This window comes from Nocardioides korecus, from assembly GCF_054778395.1.
The window spans coordinates 291,995-316,245 of sequence record NZ_BAAGZO010000005.1; the positions used below are offsets into that span (position 1 = coordinate 291,995).

The 24,251-nt window shown below is 67.4% G+C and carries 27 protein-coding genes and 1 tRNA gene; 25 read left to right on the top strand and 3 right to left on the bottom strand.

Translation table 11 applies throughout. The features are described 5' to 3' along the window. Positions 1-82: 82 nt before the first annotated feature. Both ACYVDA_RS12135 and ACYVDA_RS12140 read right to left on the bottom strand, forming a co-directional pair. Positions 83-1,645, bottom strand: a complete 1,563-nt coding sequence (locus ACYVDA_RS12135) for an adenylate/guanylate cyclase domain-containing protein (protein ID WP_460818619.1) — start codon at positions 1,643-1,645, stop codon at positions 83-85. Further along, positions 1,642-2,142 (bottom strand): thioesterase family protein, encoded by a 501-nt coding sequence (locus ACYVDA_RS12140; protein ID WP_460818620.1) that lies wholly within the window; start codon positions 2,140-2,142, stop codon positions 1,642-1,644. Before ACYVDA_RS12140 ends, ACYVDA_RS12135 begins: the two co-directional genes overlap by 4 nt. Positions 2,143-2,232: 90 nt before the next feature. Here ACYVDA_RS12140 and ACYVDA_RS12145 point away from each other — a divergent pair. The 20 genes from ACYVDA_RS12145 (at position 2,233) to ACYVDA_RS12240 (ending at position 20,405) form a co-directional block, all read left to right on the top strand. Beyond that, positions 2,233-2,306: transfer RNA gene (locus tag ACYVDA_RS12145), tRNA-Met, on the top strand. A gap of 530 nt (positions 2,307-2,836) precedes the next feature. Beyond that, on the top strand, positions 2,837-3,517 hold the full coding sequence (locus ACYVDA_RS12150; protein ID WP_460818621.1) for a sigma-70 family RNA polymerase sigma factor: 681 nt from the start codon (positions 2,837-2,839) through the stop codon (positions 3,515-3,517). A 55-nt stretch (positions 3,518-3,572) separates the two neighbouring features. Then, a complete protein-coding gene (locus ACYVDA_RS12155) occupies positions 3,573-4,466 on the top strand; it encodes a zeta toxin family protein (protein ID WP_460818622.1) in 894 nt (297 codons plus the stop codon). Positions 4,467-4,596: 130 nt separating this feature from the next. Next, on the top strand, positions 4,597-5,046 hold the full coding sequence (locus tag ACYVDA_RS12160; RefSeq protein WP_460818623.1) for a hypothetical protein: 450 nt from the start codon (positions 4,597-4,599) through the stop codon (positions 5,044-5,046). 244 nt (positions 5,047-5,290) lie between these two features. Beyond that, positions 5,291-5,554 (top strand): DUF2604 domain-containing protein, encoded by a 264-nt coding sequence (locus tag ACYVDA_RS12165; RefSeq protein ID WP_460818624.1) that lies wholly within the window; start codon positions 5,291-5,293, stop codon positions 5,552-5,554. Further along, positions 5,547-6,488: a putative metal-binding protein gene (locus ACYVDA_RS12170; protein ID WP_460818625.1), complete on the top strand. Its 942-nt coding sequence runs from the start codon at positions 5,547-5,549 to the stop codon at positions 6,486-6,488. Before ACYVDA_RS12165 ends, ACYVDA_RS12170 begins: the two co-directional genes overlap by 8 nt. After that, the gene (locus tag ACYVDA_RS12175) at positions 6,488-6,982 is read left to right on the top strand and encodes a hypothetical protein (protein ID WP_460818626.1); all 495 of its coding nucleotides are present in this window, start codon (positions 6,488-6,490) and stop codon (positions 6,980-6,982) included. The genes ACYVDA_RS12170 and ACYVDA_RS12175 overlap by 1 nt, the downstream gene beginning before the upstream one ends. Positions 6,983-6,984: 2 nt before the next feature. After that, on the top strand, positions 6,985-8,757 hold the full coding sequence (locus ACYVDA_RS12180) for a ThiF family adenylyltransferase (protein ID WP_460818627.1): 1,773 nt from the start codon (positions 6,985-6,987) through the stop codon (positions 8,755-8,757). 506 nt (positions 8,758-9,263) lie between these two features. Continuing rightward, positions 9,264-9,488: a helix-turn-helix domain-containing protein gene (locus tag ACYVDA_RS12185; RefSeq protein ID WP_460818628.1), complete on the top strand. Its 225-nt coding sequence runs from the start codon at positions 9,264-9,266 to the stop codon at positions 9,486-9,488. A 417-nt stretch (positions 9,489-9,905) separates the two neighbouring features. Then, positions 9,906-10,301 (top strand): hypothetical protein, encoded by a 396-nt coding sequence (locus ACYVDA_RS12190; protein ID WP_460818629.1) that lies wholly within the window; start codon positions 9,906-9,908, stop codon positions 10,299-10,301. Between the two features lie 1,060 nt (positions 10,302-11,361). After that, entirely contained in the window at positions 11,362-11,928 is a 567-nt protein-coding gene (locus ACYVDA_RS12195) for an SAF domain-containing protein (RefSeq protein WP_460818630.1), read from the top strand. Then, the gene (locus tag ACYVDA_RS12200; RefSeq protein ID WP_460818631.1) at positions 11,928-12,734 is read left to right on the top strand and encodes a hypothetical protein; all 807 of its coding nucleotides are present in this window, start codon (positions 11,928-11,930) and stop codon (positions 12,732-12,734) included. Before ACYVDA_RS12195 ends, ACYVDA_RS12200 begins: the two co-directional genes overlap by 1 nt. Next, the gene (locus ACYVDA_RS12205; RefSeq protein ID WP_460818632.1) at positions 12,731-14,044 is read left to right on the top strand and encodes a CpaF family protein; all 1,314 of its coding nucleotides are present in this window, start codon (positions 12,731-12,733) and stop codon (positions 14,042-14,044) included. The genes ACYVDA_RS12200 and ACYVDA_RS12205 overlap by 4 nt, the downstream gene beginning before the upstream one ends. After that, a complete protein-coding gene (locus ACYVDA_RS12210; protein ID WP_460818633.1) occupies positions 14,041-14,934 on the top strand; it encodes a type II secretion system F family protein in 894 nt (297 codons plus the stop codon). The genes ACYVDA_RS12205 and ACYVDA_RS12210 overlap by 4 nt, the downstream gene beginning before the upstream one ends. After that, a complete protein-coding gene (locus ACYVDA_RS12215; RefSeq protein WP_460818634.1) occupies positions 14,931-15,833 on the top strand; it encodes a type II secretion system F family protein in 903 nt (300 codons plus the stop codon). Before ACYVDA_RS12210 ends, ACYVDA_RS12215 begins: the two co-directional genes overlap by 4 nt. A gap of 27 nt (positions 15,834-15,860) precedes the next feature. After that, positions 15,861-16,049 (top strand): hypothetical protein, encoded by a 189-nt coding sequence (locus tag ACYVDA_RS12220; protein WP_460818635.1) that lies wholly within the window; start codon positions 15,861-15,863, stop codon positions 16,047-16,049. Between the two features lie 57 nt (positions 16,050-16,106). Continuing rightward, entirely contained in the window at positions 16,107-16,448 is a 342-nt protein-coding gene (locus tag ACYVDA_RS12225) for a hypothetical protein (RefSeq protein ID WP_460818636.1), read from the top strand. Next, the gene (locus ACYVDA_RS12230; protein WP_460818637.1) at positions 16,445-16,855 is read left to right on the top strand and encodes a TadE/TadG family type IV pilus assembly protein; all 411 of its coding nucleotides are present in this window, start codon (positions 16,445-16,447) and stop codon (positions 16,853-16,855) included. The genes ACYVDA_RS12225 and ACYVDA_RS12230 overlap by 4 nt, the downstream gene beginning before the upstream one ends. Beyond that, a complete protein-coding gene (locus tag ACYVDA_RS12235) occupies positions 16,852-17,262 on the top strand; it encodes a pilus assembly protein TadG-related protein (RefSeq protein WP_460818638.1) in 411 nt (136 codons plus the stop codon). The genes ACYVDA_RS12230 and ACYVDA_RS12235 overlap by 4 nt, the downstream gene beginning before the upstream one ends. A gap of 203 nt (positions 17,263-17,465) precedes the next feature. Beyond that, positions 17,466-20,405: a LysM peptidoglycan-binding domain-containing protein gene (locus ACYVDA_RS12240; RefSeq protein ID WP_460818639.1), complete on the top strand. Its 2,940-nt coding sequence runs from the start codon at positions 17,466-17,468 to the stop codon at positions 20,403-20,405. Positions 20,406-20,437: 32 nt separating this feature from the next. On the opposite strand, the gene ACYVDA_RS12245 is transcribed toward ACYVDA_RS12240, so the two are convergent. Then, complete coding sequence (locus tag ACYVDA_RS12245; RefSeq protein ID WP_460818640.1) at positions 20,438-21,277, bottom strand: TetR/AcrR family transcriptional regulator; 840 nt, start codon at positions 21,275-21,277, stop codon at positions 20,438-20,440. A gap of 87 nt (positions 21,278-21,364) precedes the next feature. On the opposite strand from ACYVDA_RS12245, the gene ACYVDA_RS12250 reads away from it, so the two are divergent. From ACYVDA_RS12250 to ACYVDA_RS12270, 5 genes are all read left to right on the top strand, one after another. Beyond that, positions 21,365-21,847 (top strand): hypothetical protein, encoded by a 483-nt coding sequence (locus ACYVDA_RS12250; RefSeq protein WP_460818641.1) that lies wholly within the window; start codon positions 21,365-21,367, stop codon positions 21,845-21,847. 313 nt (positions 21,848-22,160) lie between these two features. Next, positions 22,161-22,964, top strand: coding sequence for a hypothetical protein (locus ACYVDA_RS12255; protein WP_460818642.1), 804 nt, complete (start codon positions 22,161-22,163; stop codon positions 22,962-22,964). Next, a complete protein-coding gene (locus ACYVDA_RS12260; RefSeq protein WP_460818643.1) occupies positions 22,964-23,242 on the top strand; it encodes a hypothetical protein in 279 nt (92 codons plus the stop codon). Before ACYVDA_RS12255 ends, ACYVDA_RS12260 begins: the two co-directional genes overlap by 1 nt. A gap of 308 nt (positions 23,243-23,550) precedes the next feature. Further along, positions 23,551-23,958, top strand: coding sequence for a hypothetical protein (locus tag ACYVDA_RS12265; protein WP_460818644.1), 408 nt, complete (start codon positions 23,551-23,553; stop codon positions 23,956-23,958). Further along, entirely contained in the window at positions 23,955-24,227 is a 273-nt protein-coding gene (locus ACYVDA_RS12270) for a hypothetical protein (RefSeq protein WP_460818645.1), read from the top strand. The genes ACYVDA_RS12265 and ACYVDA_RS12270 overlap by 4 nt, the downstream gene beginning before the upstream one ends. Positions 24,228-24,251 lie beyond the last annotated feature (24 nt).

The window sequence follows — 24,251 nt, forward strand, 5'->3', positions numbered from 1 at the left end:
CGCCCCCGTCCCGGCCCGGGTGGGCCGGGCGGGGTCGGGGGCTCCTGGCGGAGGCTTCCGGGCGGGCGCCCGCGCTGCCAGCTCACTCGCGGGGTACGCCGATCCGGGTCTCGTCCTTGCGGCCGCGCAGGACGACGGTGTCGTGGTGGACCCAGAGGTCCGCCTCCTCGGAGCCGGCGGCGTCGATCGCCTCGCCGGAGGCGACCAGGCGGCCGTCGACGTCCTTGGCCAGCTCGGTCAGGCGGGCGGCGGCGTTCACGGCGTCGCCGATGACGGTGTACTCGAACCGCGACTCGCCGCCCACGTTGCCGGCCACGGCCTCGCCGGTGGAGATGCCGATGCCGGCCTGGATCTCGGGGACCTCGTCGGCCAACCGGTGCGCGATCGCCCGGCCGGCGGCCAGGGCCCGCGCGGCGTGGTCCTCGAGGTCGACGGGTGCACCGAAGACGGCCAGGGCGGCGTCGCCGATGAACTTGTTGACCAGGCCCCGGCGCTTGTCGACCTCGTCGACGACGACGCCGAAGAAGCGGTTGAGCAGCGCGACGACCTCGGTCGGGTCCTTCTCGGTGGCCAGGGTGGTGGAGCCGACCAGGTCGACGAACAGCACCGAGACCACCCGGGTCTCCCCGCCCAGCTCGACGTCGGTCTCGGTGGCCGCCTCGGCGACCTCCTTGCCGACGTGGCGCCCGAAGACGTCGCGCAGGTGCTCGCGCTCGCGCAGGCCGCCGACCATCTGGTTGAAGCCGGCCTGGAGCTGGCCGAGCTCGGTGCCGTCGTACACCTGCAGCTCGCCGTCGAGGTCTCCGTCCTTGACCTCCTGCATGGCGTCGCGGACCGCGATGATGGGGGAGACCACGGCGCGGGCGTTGAGCCAGGTGACCAGCAGGCCGAAGACCAGGATCACGCCGCCCAGGGCCAGGATGACGACCGAGAGCCGGGTCGGGCTGACCTCGCCGCGGCTCAGCGTCAGGGTGAAGACGGCGACCGCGATCAGGCCGACCAGGGGGGCGCCGGTGCCCAGGCCCCAGAACAGCAGCATCCGACGGCGTACGCCGAGGCGCTGCACCTCGATCGTCGTTCCCGACAGCGCCCGGGCCGCGACGGGACGCAGGGCGAACTCGCAGAACAGGTAGGCGATCGCGGTCACCACCAGCGACGCGATGCCGACCGTGAAGGCCGAGGCAAGAGCCCGATCGGGCTGGAGGTTGATCTCGAACGCGGTGAACAGGACGGTCGCGGCGACCCACAGGGTCCCCTGCACCTTGGTGAGGAACCACGGCACCGCCAGTGCCTCGACCCGCTGCTCCTCGGTGGGCTCCACGTCCTCACGCGTGGCCCAGCGCAGCGAGCGCAGCGCGCCGGCCGTGCCCCAGACGGTGCCGACCAGCAGCGCGAGCGCGACGTAGACCGGCACCCCGATCGCCAGCAGCAGGAACGTGGCGTGGTTGACCGGCGGGCTGGGGATCACCAGCGCGGAGAGCACCAGCACGATGCCGGCGCCGATCGCGTTGGTGCCCAGCAGCAGCACGGTCAGCAGCACCTGCACGCGCACCCGGAGGCGCCGCGGCTGCTGCTCGGCGGGGCCGAGCAGGATCGAGCCGTACTCCGCCTCCTCCTCGAGGCGGCGCAGCGTCCGCAGCGTCACCGCGGGACCTGCATCGCCCCGGACAGGACGGGCGTCCACGGGAGCGCGGCGTTGCGCGCGACGAGCTCGGTCAGGCGGGTGCCCGCGGGCTCGGGGAACGGCGCGAGGCGGCGGGTGCGGTAGTCGACGTACCCCTCCAGGGCCTCGAGGCTGGCCGAGACCTCCTCGCGGGTGTGGTTGACCAGGTAGCTGACCAGGTGCAGGAGCTTCTCGCTGCGCTCGTGCAGGCGTAGGTGCACCGCCACCTCGTCGCCGACCACGACCTCGCGGCGGTAGGTGAGGTGCTGCTCGAGCGCGAACATGCCGCCCACGCCGGCCTGCGACGCGGCGGTCCCGGCGTCGAACTCGTCGAAGAGCACCCACTCCGCGTCGTCGAAGGCGCCCAGGTAGTGACGCACGTTCATGTGGCCGTTGCCGTCCCCGTGGGCCTCGGGCACGGGCTGGCGCGGGGTGCTCGGGAGGGCCAGCACGTCGGCGTACGACGGGAGGGGACGCATGCACGCATGATGACGGACGCCCATGTGACGCGGGGCTCGTCCCCCCGATTTGGAGCGCACCGGGAGGGCGGGTAATGTTCTGTTCACCGACGCGGGGTGGAGCAGCTCGGTAGCTCGCTGGGCTCATAACCCAGAGGTCGCAGGTTCAAATCCTGCCCCCGCTACAAAGGTAAAACCGCAGGTCAGAGGCCGTTTCCGGAGTCATCCGGAGGCGGCCTTTGGCGTTGCTCCAGCCGCAATGTCCGCAGGGTGTCCGCAGACGCTGCCGCGAAGTTGCGCGTCTAGACGTGCGCGTCAGCGGTGGTGAGCGGCGCAGTGAGGTACCTGTGAGCCGCTTGGTGAGGCACTTGGTGAGCGTGATGTGAGCCTGACGAAGGGGTGGCGACGGCAAGGCATCGTATGCGGCTAGGTCGGGAGCGCCGAGAAGGCGCTGCACACCCAGAATGATGCGGGCCGCGAGCCCTGAGCCACTTCAGACCCACGCGTGGGTACGTCTCGCGAGACGGGACGAGCACATGGAAAATCAAGTCGCACTCGGACGTACCGTCCAGCCGCGAGGATCGTGGAGTTGAGAGCAGGCCCGCCGTTGTCGGTCTTGTTGGCTAGGGTTTGAGGCCCAAGGTGCACCGGCCGATCCGTCGGACGATGCGGTTTCCCCGGTGCCGCTACCGGTGTTGCCAGGTAGACACGAAGGATGGCGATGGTCGACACCTCCGCGCTGGAGCCATTCGCGGAGCGTGCCACCGAGCTGCTCGTTCGCATCGCCAACGAAGACGATCCAGGACTGGCCCGGGCCTATGACGAACTGTTGTTCACCGAGCTGTACAACGTCGTACGCCGACGCGGAGTGACCCTGGCAATGCGAGCCGACGAGACCGCCATCAAGGGCGTGTGGCTCCCCCGAATCCAGCCCGGAGATCTCGACGCCATCGGGATGGACGCCACCGTCGGGGCGCTGCAGCGAGCGCGACGAAGCGCAGCCCGATTCGATCCAGAGCGCGGCGACGGCGCCAGCTGGGCGTTGGGTGCCGCCGGCTTCGCCTACATCGACGCCGTTCGCGACTTCTACCTGGTGCGGCGCCAAGGAGAAGAGGTCCAACTCGACCCCACCGAGCTCGGTGAGCTCGGCCAGCAGTCAGGCCCCGACCCCGGGCAGGTCGTCGAGACCCGCGCTGCGCTCCTGCACGCGCTGGAGCGGCTCAGCGAGGACGAGCGCTTCGTCATCCTCGCCCAGGCGCAGTACGGCATGTCGTACGCCGAGATCGCGCAGTACCGCTTCGGCAGCCCGCTGGAGACCAAGAAGGTCGACCGGCTGCTGCAGTCTGCGCGACGGAAGCTCGCGGAGGCCGAGCGAGCCTGGAACGAGGACGCGTGAGGTCCCACGACGAAATTTGGGTCCCGCGGCCAGTGCTGCGCGGGGGCGTGCCGGCGTGACGTGGTCGAGCCTCGAGGAGCTCGAGGCGGCAACGGCCGACTACCAGGCGAACTGGTGGCGGAGCAACGAGGACGCGCTGAAGATAATCGAAGAGCGCACCACGCACCCGGGACTCCACGCCGAGGTCAGAGTCATCTCAGACCGTGGTGAGCTCGTCTCGACCGCCCGCATCTACCGACCCGGGGCAGCGGACGACCGCCCTTACGTGTCTGAGCGCCTTGCGGTGCACGCGCGTATCGTCGCCGACTGCGTTGCACCGGGCGCAGCAGGCGTGACTCCTGCCACGCCTGCGCACGCCGACAGGCCGACGGTCTTCTTCACCATCGGGTGCCCAGGTGCGGGGAAGACTTCGGTGCTGCGCAGCATCGTCGACCGGCACCGGACACGTCTTGCCGACGCGGCTGGTGCCGGCGTCCCGACGCCGTACTCGGTCATCGACGCCGACCGCGTGCGACAGCTCCTTCCGGAATACGCCGAGGGCCTCGGCTCCCTCGTGGTCGCCACCGAGTGTTTCGACCTGACCTACGGCGACGTGTTCGACCGTGCGCTGGACCGTCGAGCCGACATCGTCTACGACACGATCGGCCGGCTGGGCTCAATGCGTGACTACGTGGAGCGGCTCCGCTCCGCCGACTACGACATCCACCTGCTGCACGCGAGCGCTCCGCTGGACCGCTGCCAGGAGCGCACCGAGCACCGTGCCCTCGAAGTCGACGGCCGACTGGTACCTGCTGGGATGCTCGAACGGTGGGCCAACGACGCCGACGAGACGCTCGCGGCCCTGCTCAGCGAGGACTTCCCGCTCGCCGGATGGGCCAAGGTCGACACCACCGACATCGCGGTTCCGACCCTGATCGAAGGGACGACACCGTGGTCGGAACTGTGGTGAACACTCCGATCAGCTGCCGTTCCATCCCGGCTCATTTCGGTCACCGGGGCCAGAAAACATGTAAAGATGCGAGTTCACTCACCTGGTGAGACGCCGGTGCTTGACGCATACTCGACGTATAGGGGACCCCGTGGAGACGAACTCATCGCCCTTCGCTGGCGGCACGACCGACGCGCAGCCGGCGTTACGTGACGCTGTCGCGAACGCCTCCTACTACTACGACGAGGCGCTGATGGCGTACGAGGATGCGCTCTCCACTCGTGACGCCAGCAAGCGTGGTGCCGCCGAGGCCCACCTTAACGAGGCCGCCCGCCGGCTATCGGCTGCACAGAGCGCCCTAGTCGCTGCCCGCGCAGCTGCACCGGCGCGTCCGACCTTCGCCGACCTGCTCGCCGACCCCGGCCAACAGCTCGATCCCGCCGGCGAGGTGATGCGCAGCGTGCTCGCCTACCGCGCAGCTGCGCCTGCGGCCGCCTCGGCCAGCCCAACGTGGATGGACTACGCGCCTGCGGAGGTTCGGGCTGCGGTATACGTGCACGACCGCATCGTCGCGTCCACTATCGTCGCCACGGCCTCCTGACCCCACCAGGCGGTGCCCGGGGCCGGACCTGGAGCGACGCCCAAGCGACCCGTCCTCCGATGCTCGGGTTCACAGCGCCGACGAAGACGCGCAGCCACCCGCTCTGAGCGGAGGCCGGTCACCAGACGGCGGCTGGAGCAGAGACGGTGAACGGATCCGAAAAGAAGTTCGTCGCCAAGCCGGGAACAACGCCTCCTCGGTGCCTATGTAGTAGTGAAGGCACAGAACTCGAAGGAGAAGCGTCATGGCGAAGGGCGACAACCACCTGAACTTGATCATCGTTGTCTCGGGCGCGCCCGAGCCAGTGCGGCTGAACCAGAACCAGCACCTCGAGCACGCCGTGCGCGAGGCACTGCGAGAATCCGGGAACCACGGACAGCGGCCCGAGGAATGGGAGCTGCGCAACGAGAACGGACAGCTGCTGGCGCTGTCCCTTCAGGCGGACGAGGCCGGCCTGGTCGACGGACAGACCCTCTTCTTGAGCCCGAAGGCGGGTGCGGGTGGATAACACGGCGCAGGCAGACCCGGACAACAACGCACGCCAGGCGCGAGGACCGCGACTGGTGCCAGCGTGCGTCACACAAGCCAAGTTCAACGAGCAGCTCGACCGGTGGCACGACAACGAGGAGACGTTCGCGCGTCGTGGCTGGCTCCTGCTGTCAGCCGGGGACCTTACCGTCGAGGTCGGCTTCCTGCAGAAGGTGGCCATGGGCGCTGGCACCATCCCGGTGATGACCGCCTGTGTGCGACTCGACTACTGGAACTTCGACCTGTGGCCACCGTCCCTGACGTTCCTGGACCCGCTGACCCGGCAGCCGGGACCGCCGCCGGTCCGTGCACCTGACCGGGTCAGCCCGACCGAGGTCCGCGATGCCCTCATCGACCAGCACCCTGCGACACTGCAGCCCTTCTTGTGTCTGCCCGGGATCCGCGAGTACCACACCCACCCCCAGCACTCCGGGGACGACTGGCTCCTGCATCGCCACATGCGCGAAGGCGACCTCGCCGTCGTGTGCGACCGGATCTGGCGGCGCATGGCTCGCAACGTCCTCGGCATGTCGATCGCCGTGCAGTCGTTGGCACCGGCCGGCTCCCAGATCCCTACCCAGCTCGAGGTCGCTCTCCTGCAGGGTGACGCGGACCTGATGCAGCGCCAGATCGCCGAACAGCAGGCCGCCGCGCAGGCAGCGCAGGCCGCACAGGACGCCGCCCAGCTGGCCGCCGCTGCCCAGGCAGGTCAGGCCGCCCAGTCTGTACCCCCGCAGCCCGTGCCGCCGCGACCTTCCGCAGCCGCCGCCCCCGTCGCACCTCCTCCTCCTGACGGACTTGAGGGGCACCGCCCGCAGGAGGAGTTGGCGGTCCAGGACGGTGAGGGCGCGCACGCGAGCGGAGTATCCGAGGCATGCATTCCAGCAAGGCAGCCGGGAAGCGAGTCCCAGTAGTGGACCTGACCCCGGTACATGAACTCCAGATCCCCGGCCACGTCCTGACACCCACACTGGAGTTCCTCGCCGAGACAGGACAACAGGGCCACGAAGGATTCGTGGTCTGGGGTGGCCGCCACATCGACGAGCACACCCTGCAGTTCACCAGCTGCTACGTGCCGGCCCAGACTGCGCATCACACCGCCGACGGGCTCCTCGTCGTCGTCGACGGCGAAGCGCTGTTCCGGATGAACCGAGCCTTCTACGAACGCGGCGAGATCGCCGCCGGGCAGGTCCACACCCACCCCACCGACGCCTACCACTCCAGCACCGACGACCACTATCCCCTGGTCACGCTGTGCGGCGCCCTGAGCCTGGTCATCCCCGACTTCGCCAAGGACGGCCGAGAGGGGATGGACCGGTGGGCGTGGTACCGACTGCGCGAACAAGGACAGTGGGACCCTGCCGCAGACAGCGGCACGAGCATCGTCGTCGAGACCGAAGGAGACTGAGCGTGGCCCTACCCGAGTTCTTCGCCCGCGTCGCAGACTCCCTGCGCCCCGTGGCCGACGTCGACCCCGACGCACTCGCATCCAAACTGGACGGCGTCCGAGTCCGCATCGAGCTGGTCTCCCCCGAGGCGGGCGCGCGCAGCGCGTTCATGCTCGCCTGCAACCTGGCCGCCAGGCTCTACCCGCGCATCATCACCACGTCCACCTTGGCCCCACCGCAGGCACCCCTCGACGGCGCCGATGCAGGCACGGACTCGGACGAAGACGTGGCCGACGTTGCCAGGCAGCTCATCCTCAAGATCAACCCACACGCTCAAGCCGACACTGACAGCTTCGCCATCGACGAAGCTTCAGCGACGAGGGCCACGCACCCGGACGACGAGGAAGCGGCGGAAGGGCCGCCGAGCGCCGCAGCAACCAGCATCCGCGACGTGTTCGTGCGCATCGGTGTACCCCAACCCAGCTCCGGGCGAGCAGACCCTTCGAGTGCCGAGACCGAGGCAGGCGTCGTCGTGGACGCGTCGGGCTGGAACGTCATCGTTGACCCGACGGAGCCCGGCACCGACGCCGAAGCTGGCGACCAGCAGCCGGGGCATCCGCTGGCCTGGCTCGCGGCAGCCGCCATCGGCATGGCCGAGGTGTTCCGCACGGTGTTCGCCGAAGAACTCGGCCCCAAGGGCAGAACCTGCCCACAACCCGGAGGCCTCAACCTGCTTACGACGGCACCCGTCGATCCCGGCTCCGTGCCAGCCGAGGCAGAGACGGATCTCGACGTCAGCGCCACCATCGACCTTGGCGAGGTTCACCTCGTCGGCGCCGGCGCCATCGGCCAAGCAGCGGCGTACGCCATCAGTCACCTCAACGCGACCGGCATCCTGCACGTCATCGATCCCGAGACCATCACGCTGTCCAACCTGCAGCGCTACCTGCTCACGGACGCGAGCTCCGTCAGTGCCGTCAAGGCCGACCTCGTGCGCGACGCCCTCACCACCCCGGCAACAGCGACACCCGGCGTAAACGCGACGTTAGAGGTGCGGCCGCTCAAGGGAAGGTGGGGAGATGCCCAGGGACATCTGCAGGCCGAACAAGTCCTCGTCGCCCTCGACAGCGCCGGCGACCGGATCACCGTGGCAGCAACAGAACCCCAGCATGCCTACAACGCATGGACCCAGGTCGCCGACCTCGGCTGGTCACGTCACGAGGACTTCGGCACCCAACCATGCCTTGCCTGCCTGTACTACCCAGACCAGGCGCGCCCCAGCGAACACGAGCTCATCGGCGAAGCGCTGCACCAGCCCCCGCTACGCGTCCTGGCCTACCTGACCTACAACCTGCCCATCGGGTTCCCGCTGCCTGGCATACCCGCCATCGTCGAACTCCCCCCACCACCAGGCTCCGATCAGTGGACCCAGGTTGGGCTCATCGAAGATCTCATCGCATCCGGGGTTGTCGACCCGGACGCCCGCAACACCTGGAGCAACACCACCATCGGCGCCCTGTACCGCGACGGCATCTGCGCCGGCGGACTCCTGCCCGTCGGAGACCTGCCCGGGGACGTCCTGGTCCCCCTCGCCCATCAGTCAGCGCTCGCCGGGATCATGGTCGTGGCAGAGCTCGTGTGGTCGCGTACCCCAGAACTCGCCTCGCAGCGAGACGCACTCATCGAACATCGGTACGACGTGCTGCGCGGCTTTCCCCAAGTCGTCGCCCGACCCCGGGAACGGACGCTGCACTGCCTGTGCAGCGACCCGGTCTTCGTCGCAGCAGCTCTCTAGGCAGGCTCGTCCAACAGGGTCGCGAAGGCATGAAAATCAACGCAATAGGCGTGCTGCCTTGCACGAAAGAACCGGGTTTGGCGCATCCGTGGCCGCCGCGACCAGGACGGGACCTTGCAACACCTCACGCGGAGCAAGCCCCAGCTCGATAGTTGTTTGGAGCCGCCCGATGTACTGGCTGGCCGCCACCTCGAATCCACCCATCAGTGCCCGTGTTGGGTTTGGCGCCACGGTGCAGCGACGCACCGCCAATGCCCGTCAACCAACCACTGGCTGATCTCGAGAGTCCCGTTTGGGGCCCCACCCTCGACTCCGATGAGCCCGTTTGGGCGACCCGAATACGGAGCCCCGCTTTGAGTGGCGAACGCTTGGACCGGGATGAGGCAAGCCTCGCGAGTCAGCGATTTTGAACTTCCCTGCATCTCGGGCGCTTGGTCACTCGTCGGCTCTGTCTACTCGGTCGGTCCGCTGCGCTTGAAGTGGGTCCCGAATCCCGAGGAGTGGAGATGGAGACCGTTCTGCTGAAGATCCCGGAGGTCATGGAACGTCTGGCCGTCGGCCAGACCAAGATCTACGAGCTGATGACCAGCGGTGAGCTGAGGTCGGTGAAGGTCGGACGCGCGCGGCGGGTGCCGAGCGACGACCTTGAGCGCTTCATGGCCGAGCTCGACGACAGCCGCCCGAATCTGCGGGTCCCCGCACCGAGGGGGTCCACGGCCCGCACTTCGTAGCACCTTGTCCACAGGCAACCGGCCGCCTCTGCCGATGGCCGTCCCCAGGGGTGACGCTGGCTTTCGTGTCCATTCGCTAGCGCTCGTGCGCTTGAAGAAGCGGAACCCTGCGAGGAGGCAGACGTGGCGTGTCATGAGAGGCCCACGATTCAGGCGAGCCAAATTGGCCGATCTGGGCGTAGCGTGGCTGCTTCAACATCACGGCGCGCCAACTCGGAGGCTGGAGTGTTGCGATCTCGGCTTGTGCTCGCGACCTTCCTGTTGGTGGCGTGCGCTGCTTGCAGTCACAATGAGGCCTCACCAGCCCGGTCTCCCAGCCCAGATCCGACCACGTCGGCGCCTTCGGCGCCGACGTCTTCCATTCCACCTGAGCTCGCGGGCTATAGCGAGAAGCAGCGGGCCGCCTACGAGACGGCGGTGAGCGAGTACGACGCGTTCACCAAGCGCAACGACAAGTTCTACGCAGCTGGTCAGACGACTGGCGCCGCGAGGAAGTTCTACCAACGCTACGCCGTCGACTGGTCGACTGCATGGGGCAACCTCGCCCAGGTCGCCAACAACAAGGTCAGGGTCACCGGGACCACGACGACAGTCTGGACCAAGCCGCGGTCCATCAAGGTTGATGGGTCCAGAGCCGACGTCATCATGCTTCGCCGATGCCTTGACGAGTCGGGCCGCGTCGTCACTCAGAAGGGAAAGAAGCTGGATCAGCCCCAGTTCAAGAAGCCACACATCTATACCGTCCGGCTGGAGAAGCACCCCCGTGAGGACTGGTGGCGCTCGGGAATCGCCGAACAGGGCCAGACATGCTGAGCCGGGCTTTCGGGACCGTGATGGTGGCACTGTTGCTACCACTCCTCGTCATGGTGCCGAGGGCCGCCGCCGTGGGCGATTCGTGCCCAGCGGGAACGAATCCCGTCAGCGTGGGGTCCGGGGTGGTATGCGTCGTTGTCACCGATCCCGGTGAACCCGCCAGCGCCGGCAATCCCGGCAACTCCGGAGATCCGGCGAACGCTGGTCACGCGCCAGTCGGCTGCCACAAGTCCGACGGCACGAAGGTTCCCTGCCAGACACATGACGGCACCTGGTGGTCGGGAAACCAGTGCTACGCCGCTCCCTTCAGCGCGCCGGCCGGGACCCCGGCATGGCAGGGGCATAGCGATGGCTCGCTGTGGCAGTGCACGAGTTGTACGTCGGCAGTCAACGCAACCACCTGCAACGTCCAGATCATGTGGACGGCGCCTGGTCAGGAGCCGGGACCGCCAACGCCCGAGGAACTCGCGGCCACTGCGCTCGGACTGATGCCTCTCGCGCGGGCCGATATCCGCACCGCTCCCGAGCCGCCCTCAGCGACGTACATCGGAGTTGAGAACTGGCTCTGGATACCGGATGGCCAATGGGCCACGTTGCACAAGTCCGTCAGCGCAGGTGCGACGACCGTGACTGTCAGGGCTGCCCCGTCGCAAGTCGTCTGGACCCTTGGGCCGACCACCATCACGTGTTACGGGCCGGGGAGGCCGTGGGTCCACGGCATGACGGAAGCTGCCAGCACCGCCTGCGGCTACACCTACAAGGTGACCTCGGACAGCGAGCCGCAGGGCCGCTTCCAGATCACGGCGACCATTCGCTACAAGGTCACATGGAGCTGCTCTGGAACGTGTCCAACCAGGGGCGGTGACCTAGGGCTCGTGGATGCGCCAGCAAGCGCCAGCACCATGCGTGTCCTCCAGCGTCAGACAGTGGTGGTCAGGTGAGCACCGAAACCAATCCTCGTGCCACCACGGACCAGCGCCCTCGGGCTGCGACGCGGCCGATGTCTCTCGGCCACGATCTTCCCCGAGTGCCTCGGCGCTATGGCCAATGGGCCGGTGCGGTGCTCTTCGTGGTCATGGCGGTGCTGCTCGCCGGGTGGTTCTGGCAGCAGAAGAGCGACCAACGGGCGGTGCTCGTGGTCGCCGAGCCAGTCCCGGCCGGCTCTGTGATCACTGCGAAGGACCTGGGGGTGCTCGAGGTCTCGGGCGTCAATGGCGCCATTCCGTCGGACGACAGCAGCACCATCATTGGCAGCACCGCCGCAGTCGGCCTGGTCGACGGCCAGATCCTCACTCGCCACATGGTCACCTCCGATCCGCTCCCAGGTCCTGGCGAGCGGGTCGTCGGCCTCCAACTGGATGCCACCCGCGCACCGGCCGGGCTCGCGCCGGGCGACGTCGTCGCGGTGATCGCAGTGCCACCGGATGGTGACCCGAGCACGCCGGGCAACCTCGACGACCCGACGGTCTTGGCGCCCAGCGCAACGGTTGCCTCGGCGGCGGCAATCCAAGGTGCGGGGATTCGACTGACCCTCGTCGTGCCCGATTCGGTCGCCGAGCGCGTCACCGCGTACATGGCGGCCGGCCGAGTGGCGCTGGTCCAGGCACCCGTAGGGGGTGACGAGTGATGTTCATCGCGCTGTGTGGGGACAAAGGCTCGCCGGGAGTGACCACGACCGCTTTGGTGCTCGCCTCGGCGTGGGCCGGACAAGCGATTGCCGTCGAGGCCAACCCGGCCGGCGGTGATCTGGCGATCCGGCTCCACCCGGGAGGTTCGACCCTTCCCGAGACTCCAACGGTGCTCTCGGTCGCAACCGCCGCACGCGCCGACCGGGAGCACGATCCCGTCGCAACACACGCCCATGCCTTGAATTCCACGACCGGAGTCGTGCCCGGCGCGGTGCTGGCGGAGCAGATGGCGAACATCGGCGACTGGTCCCCGCTCACCGACGCACTGGCCCGGTGCGCCTGCCAGGTCTTCGTCGATCTCGGCCACCTGCACTCCGCCTCACCGATGCTTGGTCTCGCCGCGAGCGCTGACCTGGTCATCGCGGTCGGGCGCCCCGACATGGCGTCCGTCATCCGGCTGCGCGAGCGCCTGGTCCGCTTGGCGCCCGACCTGGCCCACCTGAGGGGTGCTGCTCCACGGCTTCTTCCGCTCCTGGTGACTACCAGCCGTCACGGCGCTGCCGACGTGGCGGACCTGCGCGGGATCCTCGCGGAGACCCCGGTCAAGCCGTTCGTTGTGGACTGCGGGTTCCTGGCACACGACCCGTCCGGAGTGCTGCGGTTGCAGGCGGGCGACGAGCCGGGCGGCCGCCTCTCACGCACTGACCTTCTCCGGACCGCCCGGGCGGTGACAGGCCGCCTCGAGTTCCTGGCCGGATCGCCAGCAGCGGCGTCGAAGCCGTCCGTGGTGGGAGGACGCCAATGACCGATCTCGACTACACGCTGATCAAGCGTCTCCAAGCGGAACTGGGGCGGCTTCGGCAGGAGGACATCTCTCGCCGTCGATCGGCGAACCTGCCTTCGCTCGTCGGCCCGGATGCCGTTCAGCACGGAAAGGCACTCGTCCAGAGAGTCGTCGGTGACTACGAGGCCGGTCTCGCTGAGACGGGGCGTGACACGCTCGCGTGGGAGGCGCGGCAGGATCTCGTGGAAGCGTTGGAGGCACGGCTGTTCGGCGCAGGCAGCCTGCAGGCGCTCCTGGACGACGAGAGCGTCGAGAACATCGACATCAACGGCTTCCAGCACGTTTACGTCGAGTACGCAGACGGCACGACCGCCAAGGTACGGCCGATCGCTGGGTCCGACGAAGAGTTGGTCGAGACCATCCAGACTCTCGCCGCTCACGAAGGTCTGTCGGCCCGAGCGTTCGACGTCGCTAACGTGCGCGTCAACCTTCGCCTGCCGGACGGATCGCGCCTCTACGCGGTCCAGTCGGTCACGAAGCAGCCGGTCGTCTCGATCCGGCGTCACCGCCACACCCGAGTGACGCTCAAGGACCTTGTTGGGCTGGAGACCGTCGACCAGGAGATGGCCGAGTTCCTCTCTGCGCTCGTCCACGCACGCAAGAACGTGATGGTCGCGGGCGCCACGAGTGCAGGGAAGACGACTCTGCTCCGGGCACTGGCATCGGAGATCGGCCCGGAGGAACGGATCCTGACCGTCGAGCGGTCGCTGGAGCTGGGGCTCGACGGCGACATTGACCACCACCCGAACGCCATCGCATTCGAAGAGCGGCTGCCCAACACCGAGGGTGCCGGCGCCGTCACGATGGCAGAGCTTGTCCGTGACACGCTGCGCATGAACCCGTCCCGAGTCATCGTCGGAGAAGTCCTGGGGGACGAGGTCGTCACCATGCTCAACGCGATGACCCAGGGAAACGACGGATCGCTGTCGACCATCCATGCCAACTCTTCCTCCGACGTCGTCCACAAGATCGCCACCTATGCCATCCAGGCACCGGAGCGGCTCCCATGGGAGGCGACCGTCCGCCTGGTCGCCACCGCTCTGGACTTCATCGTCTTCATTCGTCGTGTCCGTAGCGAGGAAGGTCAACGGCGTGTGCTGGAGTCCATCCGCGAGATCGCCGGGATCAGCGATGACGGACAACTCCAGACCAACGAGCTGTGGGGCCTCGATCCGATCGGAAACGTCGTACGCCGACACGGAGTCCAGGTCCGCGCGCAGGACGACCTGATGGCGGTCGGTTGGCGTCCCAATGCGGGCGGGTGGTCATGATGGCCCTGCTCGGGTTTCTCGCTGCCACGGCCGTGGCGGCTCTCGGCCTCGTGGCGATGATCCGCCTCGCTCGAGGGCACAGCGCCGTACCGAAGTTGACTCTCGGTGGCAGGTTCAGCCGAGCCACGACCCGCCAGGTCGGCGCTGCCGCAGGTGTCGGGTCAGCCGCGCTCGTTCTCACCCGTTGGCCTTTGGCCGGGCTCGCATCGGGCGTGATCGTGTTTCTCTGGCCTCGACTGTTCGGCGGTGGTGCTGCCGGCCGCCGTCAGCTGGAGAAGATCGAGGCACTTGCCTCGTGGACCGAGTCGCTCCGGGACACCGCGACTGCGGCTGCCGGCTTGGAACAGGCCATTCCCGCAACAGTGCCTGCCGCCCACGCACTGCTTCGCGGACCGGTGCGCGAGCTGGCCGCGAGGCTCGACGGACGGGTTCCGCTGCCCGAGGCGTTGGCACGCTTCGCTGACGACGTCGACGATCCCGCTGCCGACATGGTCGTCGCAGCGCTGTCGCTCAACGCACGGCAGCGTGCGGGTGGGCTGGAGCGGATCCTCAGCTCGCTTGCCGCATCGTCCCGGACAGAGCTTGAGATGCGGCGCAAGGTGGAGCTCGAACGACGTGCCCTTCGTCGACAGGCCCAGCGGATCGCGTTCGCTGTCGTCGGCTTCGTCGCCCTCCAGGCGGTATTCGCCCGAGATTGGGTTGAGCCCTACTCAACGACGCTCGGTCAGTTGGTGCTGGCCATCCTGACGGGCGTCTTCCTCGGCGCCTTCATCCGCATGCGCTCGCTGTCCAATAGCGTGCCCGAGTCCAGATTCCTGACCTCCCCGGACGACGTCACTGAGATCGCCTCATACAAACCGCATCTCGGCCGAATCGGGGCACGGCCGTGATCGCCTTCATGCTCGCGGCTGGCATTGCTGCCGTCGCCGTACTCCACGCCTACCGCCTGGCGGTGCCTCCACGCGTCGACCTGGCGAGTGCGGTCCGGCGCTGGGACGCGTCTCGAGCGCGCGCCACCCGCATTCAGCGGATCGGCGCGCCAAAGGCGACGACTGTCGGCGGAAAGGCCCGGGGCTGGGTGGTCGACCAGGTGCTCCGACGGGCACGTGACGTTAAGCACCTCACCCAGGATCTCGCGGTCACGGGTGCCACGATCGAGCAGCACGTCGGCAAGTCAATCTTGTTGGCCGTCGTCGGCTTCGTCGGTCCGCTGGTCATCCTCGGCTTCTTCAGCACGATCGGAGTCGGGCTGCCGCTCGTGTTCGGCCCGGCCGCCGGTGTAGTTCTCGCGGCAGCGATGCTGTTGGTCACCCGCCAGGAACTGACTGACACGGCCAAGAAGAAGCGCGCCGAGTTCAGGCGCACGCTGTCGGTCTATCTCGACCTCGTTGCCATGTCGATGCAGGCGGGTCGGGGCCATGCGGAAGCGTTGCCTGCGTCGGCGGCCATCGGCACGGGTTGGGCCTTCACCCAGCTCCAGGACGCTATCGAAGGAGCCCGGTTCTCCGGGACCACGCCCTGGCACGCGCTGGGTCAACTTGGTGACCGATTCGGCATCCGCGAGCTCACCGATCTCGACGCGGCACTGACGCTGGCCAATGATGACGGCGCGAAGGTACGCACCACCCTCGTCGCCCGCGCCGAGACACTTCGATCGGAACGGATCGCAGACGCAGAGGCGGCTGCTGCTCAGGCCACAGAGTCGATGCGATTCGCCCTCATCGTCATGGTCTTCGCCTTCCTAGCTTACGAGCTCTACCCCTCGGTCGCCCGGCTCTTCGCCGGCTGACCTCGCTACCACCCGCAGGAGAACAACATGGAGGAAATCAGGATCCTGGTGATCTGGTTGCAGGTCCGTCTGTCCGAGCGCGAGCGAGACGAGCGTGGGTTCACGGCAGTCGAATGGCTGCTCATCGCCCTGGGGGTCATCGTCATCGCAGGCATCGCCGTCGCTGCGATCAAGGCGTACGTCGTGGGCCAGACCAACAAACTCGGGCAGCCCTGAGCCAGGGCTGTGATGTGCAGAGCACGCCGGACCCGGGACGAGCGAGGAGCGGTCGCCATGGAGTTCCTCCTCGTCATCAGCGCGCTTATGCTCGTGTTCCTGCTGATGCTTCAGTACGCAGTGAAGGCGCACGCCCACCGAGTGGCCGAAGCCGCCGCTGAGGAGGCACTGTCGGCCGCATCGGCGTACGACGGCACAGCCGCCTCCGGCAAGCAGGCTGGCAATCACATGCTGAGTGACCTCGGCAGCCTGTCGAACACGACCGTTGTGGTGACCCGCACTGGTACCACGGCCTCGGCTAAAGTGACCGGCGATGTCGAACAGCTGGTCCCGTTCCTGCCCGTGCGCGTGACCGTCAACGTTGAGGGCCCGGTGGAGCAGTTCGTGGAGTCGCCATGAGGCGCGACGAGCGCGGAGCGATGGCCATCGAGGCATTGCTCCTGACCCCGGCACTGGTAGCAGGGATCATCTTGATCGCGGGCGGCTCTCGGTACGTCGAAGCGAGGGGTCAGACGAACCACGCGGCGTACGCCGCAGCGCGCGCAGCATCACTGACAACCAACCAAGAGGCGGCTGTCATGGCGGGAAAGAGGGCCGCTGAAGACTCGATGACCGAACGGGGCCACGCGTGCGCCGACCTCAAGGTCGAGGTCAATGCCGGCGACTTCAACCCTGGTGGGAACGTGCGGGCGACCGTCACCTGCACTGCTGACTTGTCGGACCTCGTCGGGGTCGGGCTGCCAGGGGCAAAGACGTTCGTGTTCACCGCGGTCGTGCCCCTGGAGAAGCATCGGGAGTTCCCATGAACACTCGAGACCAACGCGGCAGTGCCTCGATCTGGGCAATCATCGTCATCGCAGGCGCCTTCACGGTCCTCCTCGGGCTGGTCGTTGACGGCGGCCGAGTCATCGACGCCCGTGTGGCTGCTTCGCGAGCCGCGGCACAGGCTGCTCGTGTCGGTGCCGACGCGCTGTCCTCATCCAGCGTCCGTAGCGGCCACGACGCGATCGACGTCGTGGCCGCCAAGGTCCAGGCGCAGAACTATCTCCACGACGCTGGAATGACCGGAACTGTCAAGACCGCGGGCCAAACCGTGACCGTGACCGTCTCGGGCAAGTCCTCAACCCAGATCCTCGGTGTCATCGGCATCGCGGCCTTCCCCATCGAGGAAACTGCATCCGCTCAAGCCGTCACCGAGGCGGGCCGTCCATGACATCGATTCGACGGGCAGGGATCCTGCTTCGAGGACTGAGTGCCGTAGTCGTACTCGTCGCAATGGTTGCGGGTGTGCCCGTCCTCCTCCTTGGCACGGTGGGCAGTCCGGTCCCTCCTGGGTGGGCGTGGACCTCACCGCTCACGACCAACGCCCTCCTCGGACTGCTCGCGTGTGTTGCGTGGGTCTTCTGGGCGCAGCTGGTGGTCTGCGTCGTCGTAGAACTGATCGCGGAGATCCGGCTCGCGACCGGGCGTTCCGCGGACTGGCTCGCTCGTGTTCCCGGCACGTTCGGCGGGCAGCAGGCCTTTGCCCGAACGCTCGTCCAAGCAGTCGTCGCGGTCGGGTTCACTACAGCGGCCACGGCCGCAGCCCCGGCTCCCTGGATCGGGCATGCCGAGGCCGCTCCTACGGCCTCAAACACCGCGCCGTCAGCTGCGCCGGCAGCGGCCGTAGCGAACGTCGCGCCAGAACCGCACCAGGCGCCGACGATCAAGGTCAACGTCGAGCGCGGCGACACCCTGTGGTCGATCGCCGAGCAGCACCTCGCGGCCGGCGAACGATGGCGAGAGGTCGCCGAACTCAACCGAGGTCGCGAGATGAGCGACGGGTCGACCTTTGACGACGCCCGGACCATCCTGCCCGGGTGGACGCTGCTCTTACCTTCCTCGGCGCCACGTCCCGTTGCCGAAGAGGTGGTCACCGTCCAACGCGGCGACACGCTCTGGGAACTCGCCGACGACGCCTATGGCGACGGCTCCAAGTGGCCCCGGGTGTACGAGGCCAACGACGAGCGCATCGAGGACCCGCACTGGATTCATCCGGGACAGCAGCTCGTCGTCCCAGGTCAGGGGCGTGGTCGCCCGCGGAGGGACGAGGACGGCCACCAGACAGCGCATCCACCGGTCACCCCGGTCACGCCGCCTGTGGAATCTCACCCACCCACGGAAGTACCGACCCAGCCTGAGCCGACCCCGGAAGTCGTGACGCCTCCCAACCCCTCGGGGACGGACGGGCAGAGGGACAGCGCGGATCCGACCGCCGCCAAGGACCCCGGCATCCACATCGACGGAGCAACGATCACCCGGGCACTGCTCGGCGGCGGCGGGTTTCTTGCGGCCGGGATGCTTTGGGTCTACGCCGGACGACGGCGTACGCAGACACGAAACAGGCGGTCGGGCCGTGCGGCGCCGAACGTGGCACCGCGATTGAGGCCCGACGACAAGGCATTGAAAACCATCGGTGGCGACGCAGGACCACGGATGGCCTTCGTCGACTCGGCCTTGCGGGAGCTCGCGCAACTGGTCGAGGAATCGGGACTCCGCCTCCCAGATGCTGCCGCCGCTCGCATTGATCAGGAGTTCCTGGAACTTCACCTCGCGCACCCGGAACCCGCGGCTCCTAACCCGTGGATCGCGTCACCCGACGGGGCGGTGTGGAGCGTGTCGGTGACGCATGTGCCTCGGTCGTCGGGTCGGATCTCGCCCTACCCGGCGATGGTGACTCTCGGTATGGACCCTGAGGGAGGAACGTGGCTCCTGGACCTGGAATCCGCGGGCGTCATCCAGATCGTGGGCGATCGCCCCGCCGGTACCGACCTTGCCAGGTTCATCGCGGCAGAGTTGGCCCTGAACCCGTGGTCGGACGCTGAGGTCGTGAGCGTGGTCGGCGTTGGCGAGGAGATCGTGCGGCTGAACTATGGGCGCCTGTTCGCGGATCCAAGACTGGACATCGATCGACTCACCAAACTCACCCGCCAGATGGCCGACGCGTTGGAGTCGTCCGGCCGGGACGTGCTTGCGTGTCGCGCCCTTGAGGGGGAGGACGCGTCGGTGCCCAGTGTTGCTATCGGCATCGTCGGAGATCAAGACCTCGACGCCTCGAGACCCGCGATCGCGGACCTGATCAACGAGATGGAACGCACCCCGGGTCGAACGTCGGTGGTCCTGTTAGTGGTCGCCTCCGAGCCGGTCGAGTCCCGGCCGCTGACGCTCCGCGTCCTCGGGGAGGAGAGCCTCGAGACCCCTTGGGGGACCGTGCGCCCGAACCGACTGACCACGGCAGAGGCCACGGCCCTCGGTGAACTGTTCGACGACGCTGAAACGGAGGGCGACGAGCCGGTCCCCGTGGCGCCCGGGCCTGACGGCGAGCCGAGCAACGTGGACGAGGCCGGAGCGCTCGTCGACGAACTGACCAACTCACGCTGCGGCGCTGGCGACCCGCATTCCGTGCTGCCTCGTCCTGATCGCGCCTACATCGATGCGGCGGCGACCACCGCCGATGACCTCGCCGCGTTGGCCCCGGAGGTGCCGCCGAGCGAGGTGACAAGCGACCTGGCGGCGGACCCGACGCTTGAGGCTGATCTGGCCGACTGGCTCGACCCGGCGATCAGCCGACCCAAGCTCCGAGTCTTGGGGCCGGTCGAGCTCCTCGCTGGCGGGCAACAGACCAAGGAGGTCGAGTCGAGGCCGGCGTACTTCGCTGAACTCGCTTCCTACCTTGCCGCCCATCCAGCCGGACGGACACCGAACGAGGTCGCGGCCGATTTCGGGATCCAAAACAACACCCTGCATACACGTCTGGGTCAGCTGCGGAAGTGGCTCGGCAAGCAGCCCGACTCCGACGAGTGGTACCTGCCCAACGCCCTCTGGATCCGTGGCCAGCAGGTCTACCGGATCGAGGGCATCATCGTCGACGCCGATCTCTTCCGGCGGCTTCGGGCACGCGGTGAGGCACGTGGCCCGGAAGGGATCGAGGATCTGCGCCGGGCGCTTGAGCTGGTGACGGGCAGGCCCTATGACCAGCCTCGGAACAGGGGGTACGGCTGGCTCGTCGACACGCCATTTGACCACTACCTGACAGCGGCAATCGTCGACGTCGCCCACATCGTCGCCACGTACGGGCTGACCGAAGGTCAGCCCAAGCTCGCGTTGTGGGCAGCCGAGAAGGCGATCGCGGCCGCGCCGGCCGAAGACAAGCCTCGGCTCGACCTGGCCCGCGCCATGAAGGCAATAGGCCAAGACGCAGAAGCCGAGAACTACCTGAGGCGCGAGGTCTTCAACCGTTCCGACGACGACCGGGCACCCCTGGATCCGTCCAATCGGACGAAGGAGATTGCGCACCGATTGATCCAGGACGGTTGATCGCCTCGATTGGTTGTGGAAGGCCCCCAACCTCAGTCAAGCCGGAGTCTCGCCCTGAGTTGGCGGATCAACACCAGTTGGTGCTCAATCGTTTCCATGGCGTCGCGCAGCTCAGTGTCGTACTGCTGAATGAGGGCGGCCCTTTCACGGCCCTTGTCGTCGGGAGTCACCTCTGAGAGGAGGTCGTCGGCGACCTGCAAGGCCGTTCTTGTGTCCGGCGAACTAGTCGGCTTGAGCAGCACGCCTAAGAGGCAGTAAGCCAGAGCTCCGAAGGCTTCCCACCCCTCGTCGACTAGGGACTCGGGGAGCTCCAGCGCTTCGGCATCGACGGCCCTACGGAGGGTCAGCCCCTCGGTGAGGGCTGTCAGCATGACCGCCACCGTGCTGACCGTGAAGGGGGGTCTGACCGTCAATCCGTATCCCTGCAGCACGTCGGTATACATCGGGGTGTACAACTCCCGCGTGTATTTCTGATACTGCCTACGGAGTTCGGCCCGCACATCCGCATCGCGGTATGCCCTCGGCCACAGACCAACCTGAGCGCGGAACGACGGATCTCCATCCAAACCCTCAGTGTCTGCCTTGGACTGAAGGCGTACCACCTCACGGAAGTTGAGGTCTTCGGGATCGGCTTCGCCGAGAGCCGACATGATCGACTTTAGGTAGTCCTGATGTGCCCAGTCCAGGGCGTAGGCAGCGAGATCTCGCACGTAGGCTTCTAGGCCGTCCGGCCAAGCGTGGTAAAACGCCCCGTTTGAGACTCCGGCCGTGCGCGTGAGCTCGAGCAGCCGGATCGAGTCGATCGACATCCCGCTGCCGAGCATTTTGAACCCCGCCTTTAGGAGCCGGGCGCGCGCCGATTCTGTGTTCATCTCACACAGCCTACGCCCTGGAGAAGAACTTCTCCGTAATGCCTTGACACACGCCATGTCCGGGATGGACTCTAGTGGAGAGTCATTATGGAGACTCACTTCTCCCGAGGAGGAATCATGAGGGTGCGGAACAAGATCGCAGGGCTGGCAGCCACAGTGGCGTTGACGGTCGCCGGCACAGTGGCCACGACCACTGCTCCCGCGGACGCCAGCTCCTATGGGTGTACGGGGTACGGCACAGGGGTTACCTGGCAGGGTATGTACGTCAGAAACGGCACGTTCTGCAGCTACGTCAGCGGGTCAAGCACCTATGTCAACTACGTGACGGGGAACTTCTTCGTTCACATCCCCGGGCCGGACCAGCTCTGCAACTACTCGATCAAGGCCGACTTCTACGACGCCTACGGGAACTGGTACACGTGGAAGCCGGGCTCGATCCACTGGGGCTGCTCGTGGAACGCCGACACCTACAGCGTCCCCATCTACTCGTGGATGCGTCGGGGATCGGTGAGGGTCACCCTGCTTTCGAACGGGTATCCCGTCGCTGCGATCCGCGAGAGCATCTACTGAAGTCGTTGACAACCACGCGAAGGGGCCCCTCGGGGCCCCTTCGTTCGTTGATGCTGCGGCTGGTTGCGCTGCCACCGGCCGGGTGGTGGGAACCCGGAGGCGTGGGGCAGTCCTAGCCATCGTCCGGCAGCCCGAGCCATTGCTGATTTCGCAGGCAATACACCCCCACCACCGTCTCAGTCAGGTGGCGAGCACCCGAACAGTCAGAAGAAGTCTGAGACTTCTCGCGAGGTGTGAGGCGCTTGGTGAGCGTGTCGGTGAGGCATGCGTTCTTCCGTGGAGTTCCGCCTGGATTCACGGAAGGACCCAACCCATGCCTCTGATCAGACAAGTAGGGATCACGCCCCAGGAGCTCGACGAGCTCGTCGACGAGGAACGCTGGCGCCAGTGGTGCCTCGCCGAGCCGGATCTCTCTGAGCTTGGCTCAATCCAGGCCCTGCGGGAGCTGCGCGGCGAAGCCGAAGACCAGGTCCTCGGGGCGCTGCTGCGCCTCGCGGCTACGGACGGACATGACGACCAACTGGCGGCAATCGCCGTCCTGCATCAACTCGGCGGCTCGGTGCGCACCATCGCCCGTCACTTCTGGCACCTCGCCGGCGGCGACGTTGAGGGCATCGTTGTGGGCGCGATCTGGGAGCAGATTCGTTCGTACGACTGGCGGAGTCGCCCGCGTCATCACGCCTCGGCAATCCACCACGGCACCAGGAAGACCGTCCGCGCAACGCTGATGCCGGACACCTCAAGGACCTTGGGACAGAGGGTCGTCCTCCTGAATCCACAGTCCTGGGTGTTCGAGGCACTCGTCGAGCACGATGAAAGCGACTCCACGAGCCTGGACGCCTTCGACTCCCGCGACCAACTGGCCATCTTCCTCAACTGGGCCACCGGCCATGGCTTGGTCGACGACGATGAGATCCGGCTGCTGGACGCCCTGATGGACCTTGATCGACACAACGCTCAGATCCCGAAATGGCTCCGCGGCGCCTGCTCGATGGCAGCAGTCGAGCGCATGGCCTCAGAGCGCGGGATCTGCACCAAGTCGGTGACCCGCGCCAGGGACAAGGTGCTCGCCAAGCTCCGCGACGCTGCGCCGCGATTCATGGAAGAGGTCGCCTGATGGGTGTCCACTCGCCCCACGTCGATGCGCTTGAAGGGGGCATGCAGCCATGCCCTTCGCCCGCCACGCTCCCGTTCGCGCCGGGCGACCCCGAGTGGGTCGCGAACCTCCTCGACACCCAGCGGACCGGTGAGCTTGACGCAATCGTCGACCAGCTCGAAGAACTCATCGGCCTGATACGGAGGGCCGCGAAAGCACGCACGATGCTCGCGACCGTCGATCCGCAGTTGGTTCGAGCAGGACATCAGGTGCGAGCAGCACGCGGAGGCGGGTTGTGAGTACGACGGTCACGGAGGCAGTCTCTGTCTCCGATCTCGTGGCAGCCGTCCGGCGGCAACAGGCACCCCGCCTCACGCCTCCTGTCCCGGTAAGGGCTCCACAATGTCGTGGCGCGTGCGTCCTCGGCGCTCACCCCGGCGCCGGAGCCACCACGGTCGCGGTTGCTCTCGTTGACGCCCTGGACGCGATCGGCCACCCCGGAACGCTCCTGGATCTGGCTCCCTCGCCGGACGCCTTCGCCGCTGCGGAGTGCGAGGTGGACTCGCGTATGCCTGGTTGGCGTGCGGGGCGCCGAGGGGAGACCCAGGTGCTGCGCCGGCGTATGCACGAGGCCGAGGCTCCGGAGTTCTCGACCGACCTTGTCGTCGACGGTCAGCTGGAGTCGCTCAAGAGCCTGATCCTGGTCTGTCGGGCCACGCTCCCAAGCGTCCGCCGGGCCGACGCTGCCCTGGCCGACGGCGCGGTGCTTGCGGTGGTTGGCTCCAGCCGCTGGCCCAAGGTCGTAGCCGCATCGCTCGGCCCCAGTCTTCAGCGGGCCGCGGACGACGGCCGCGTGGTCTTTGTCCCCCATGACCGAGACCTCGAGCTGTACGGCGTCGACGTAGAGCCATTGCCGGCGAGTGCGCACGCCGCGGGGCGACGGATCATCGAACTCCTCTGGCCTGACCTTGCGAACTCGTCTTCACCGCGTCGATGGAAAGGACATCGGCGATGATTGTTGAGGCGATGAACAACGTCTGCGCGAAGGCGCCGACTGGAATCGACAAGTACGCTGACCTGTTGCTCAGCTGGGTGAAGTACGGCGTGGCGGCCGTGATCATCGCCGCTGGCTTCATCTCCGTCGGCGCTCTGGTCGTCGGCAAGCTCGGCAGCATGTCCCGCGCCGCCCAGATGGGCGCATCTGGGCTCATCTACGCGGTGCTGGCCGCGGTCGGTTACGTCACCATCTACGGCATCCTCGATGCGATCGTGGGGAACTGCTGATGTCGGCGCGGACATCGTTGGCGC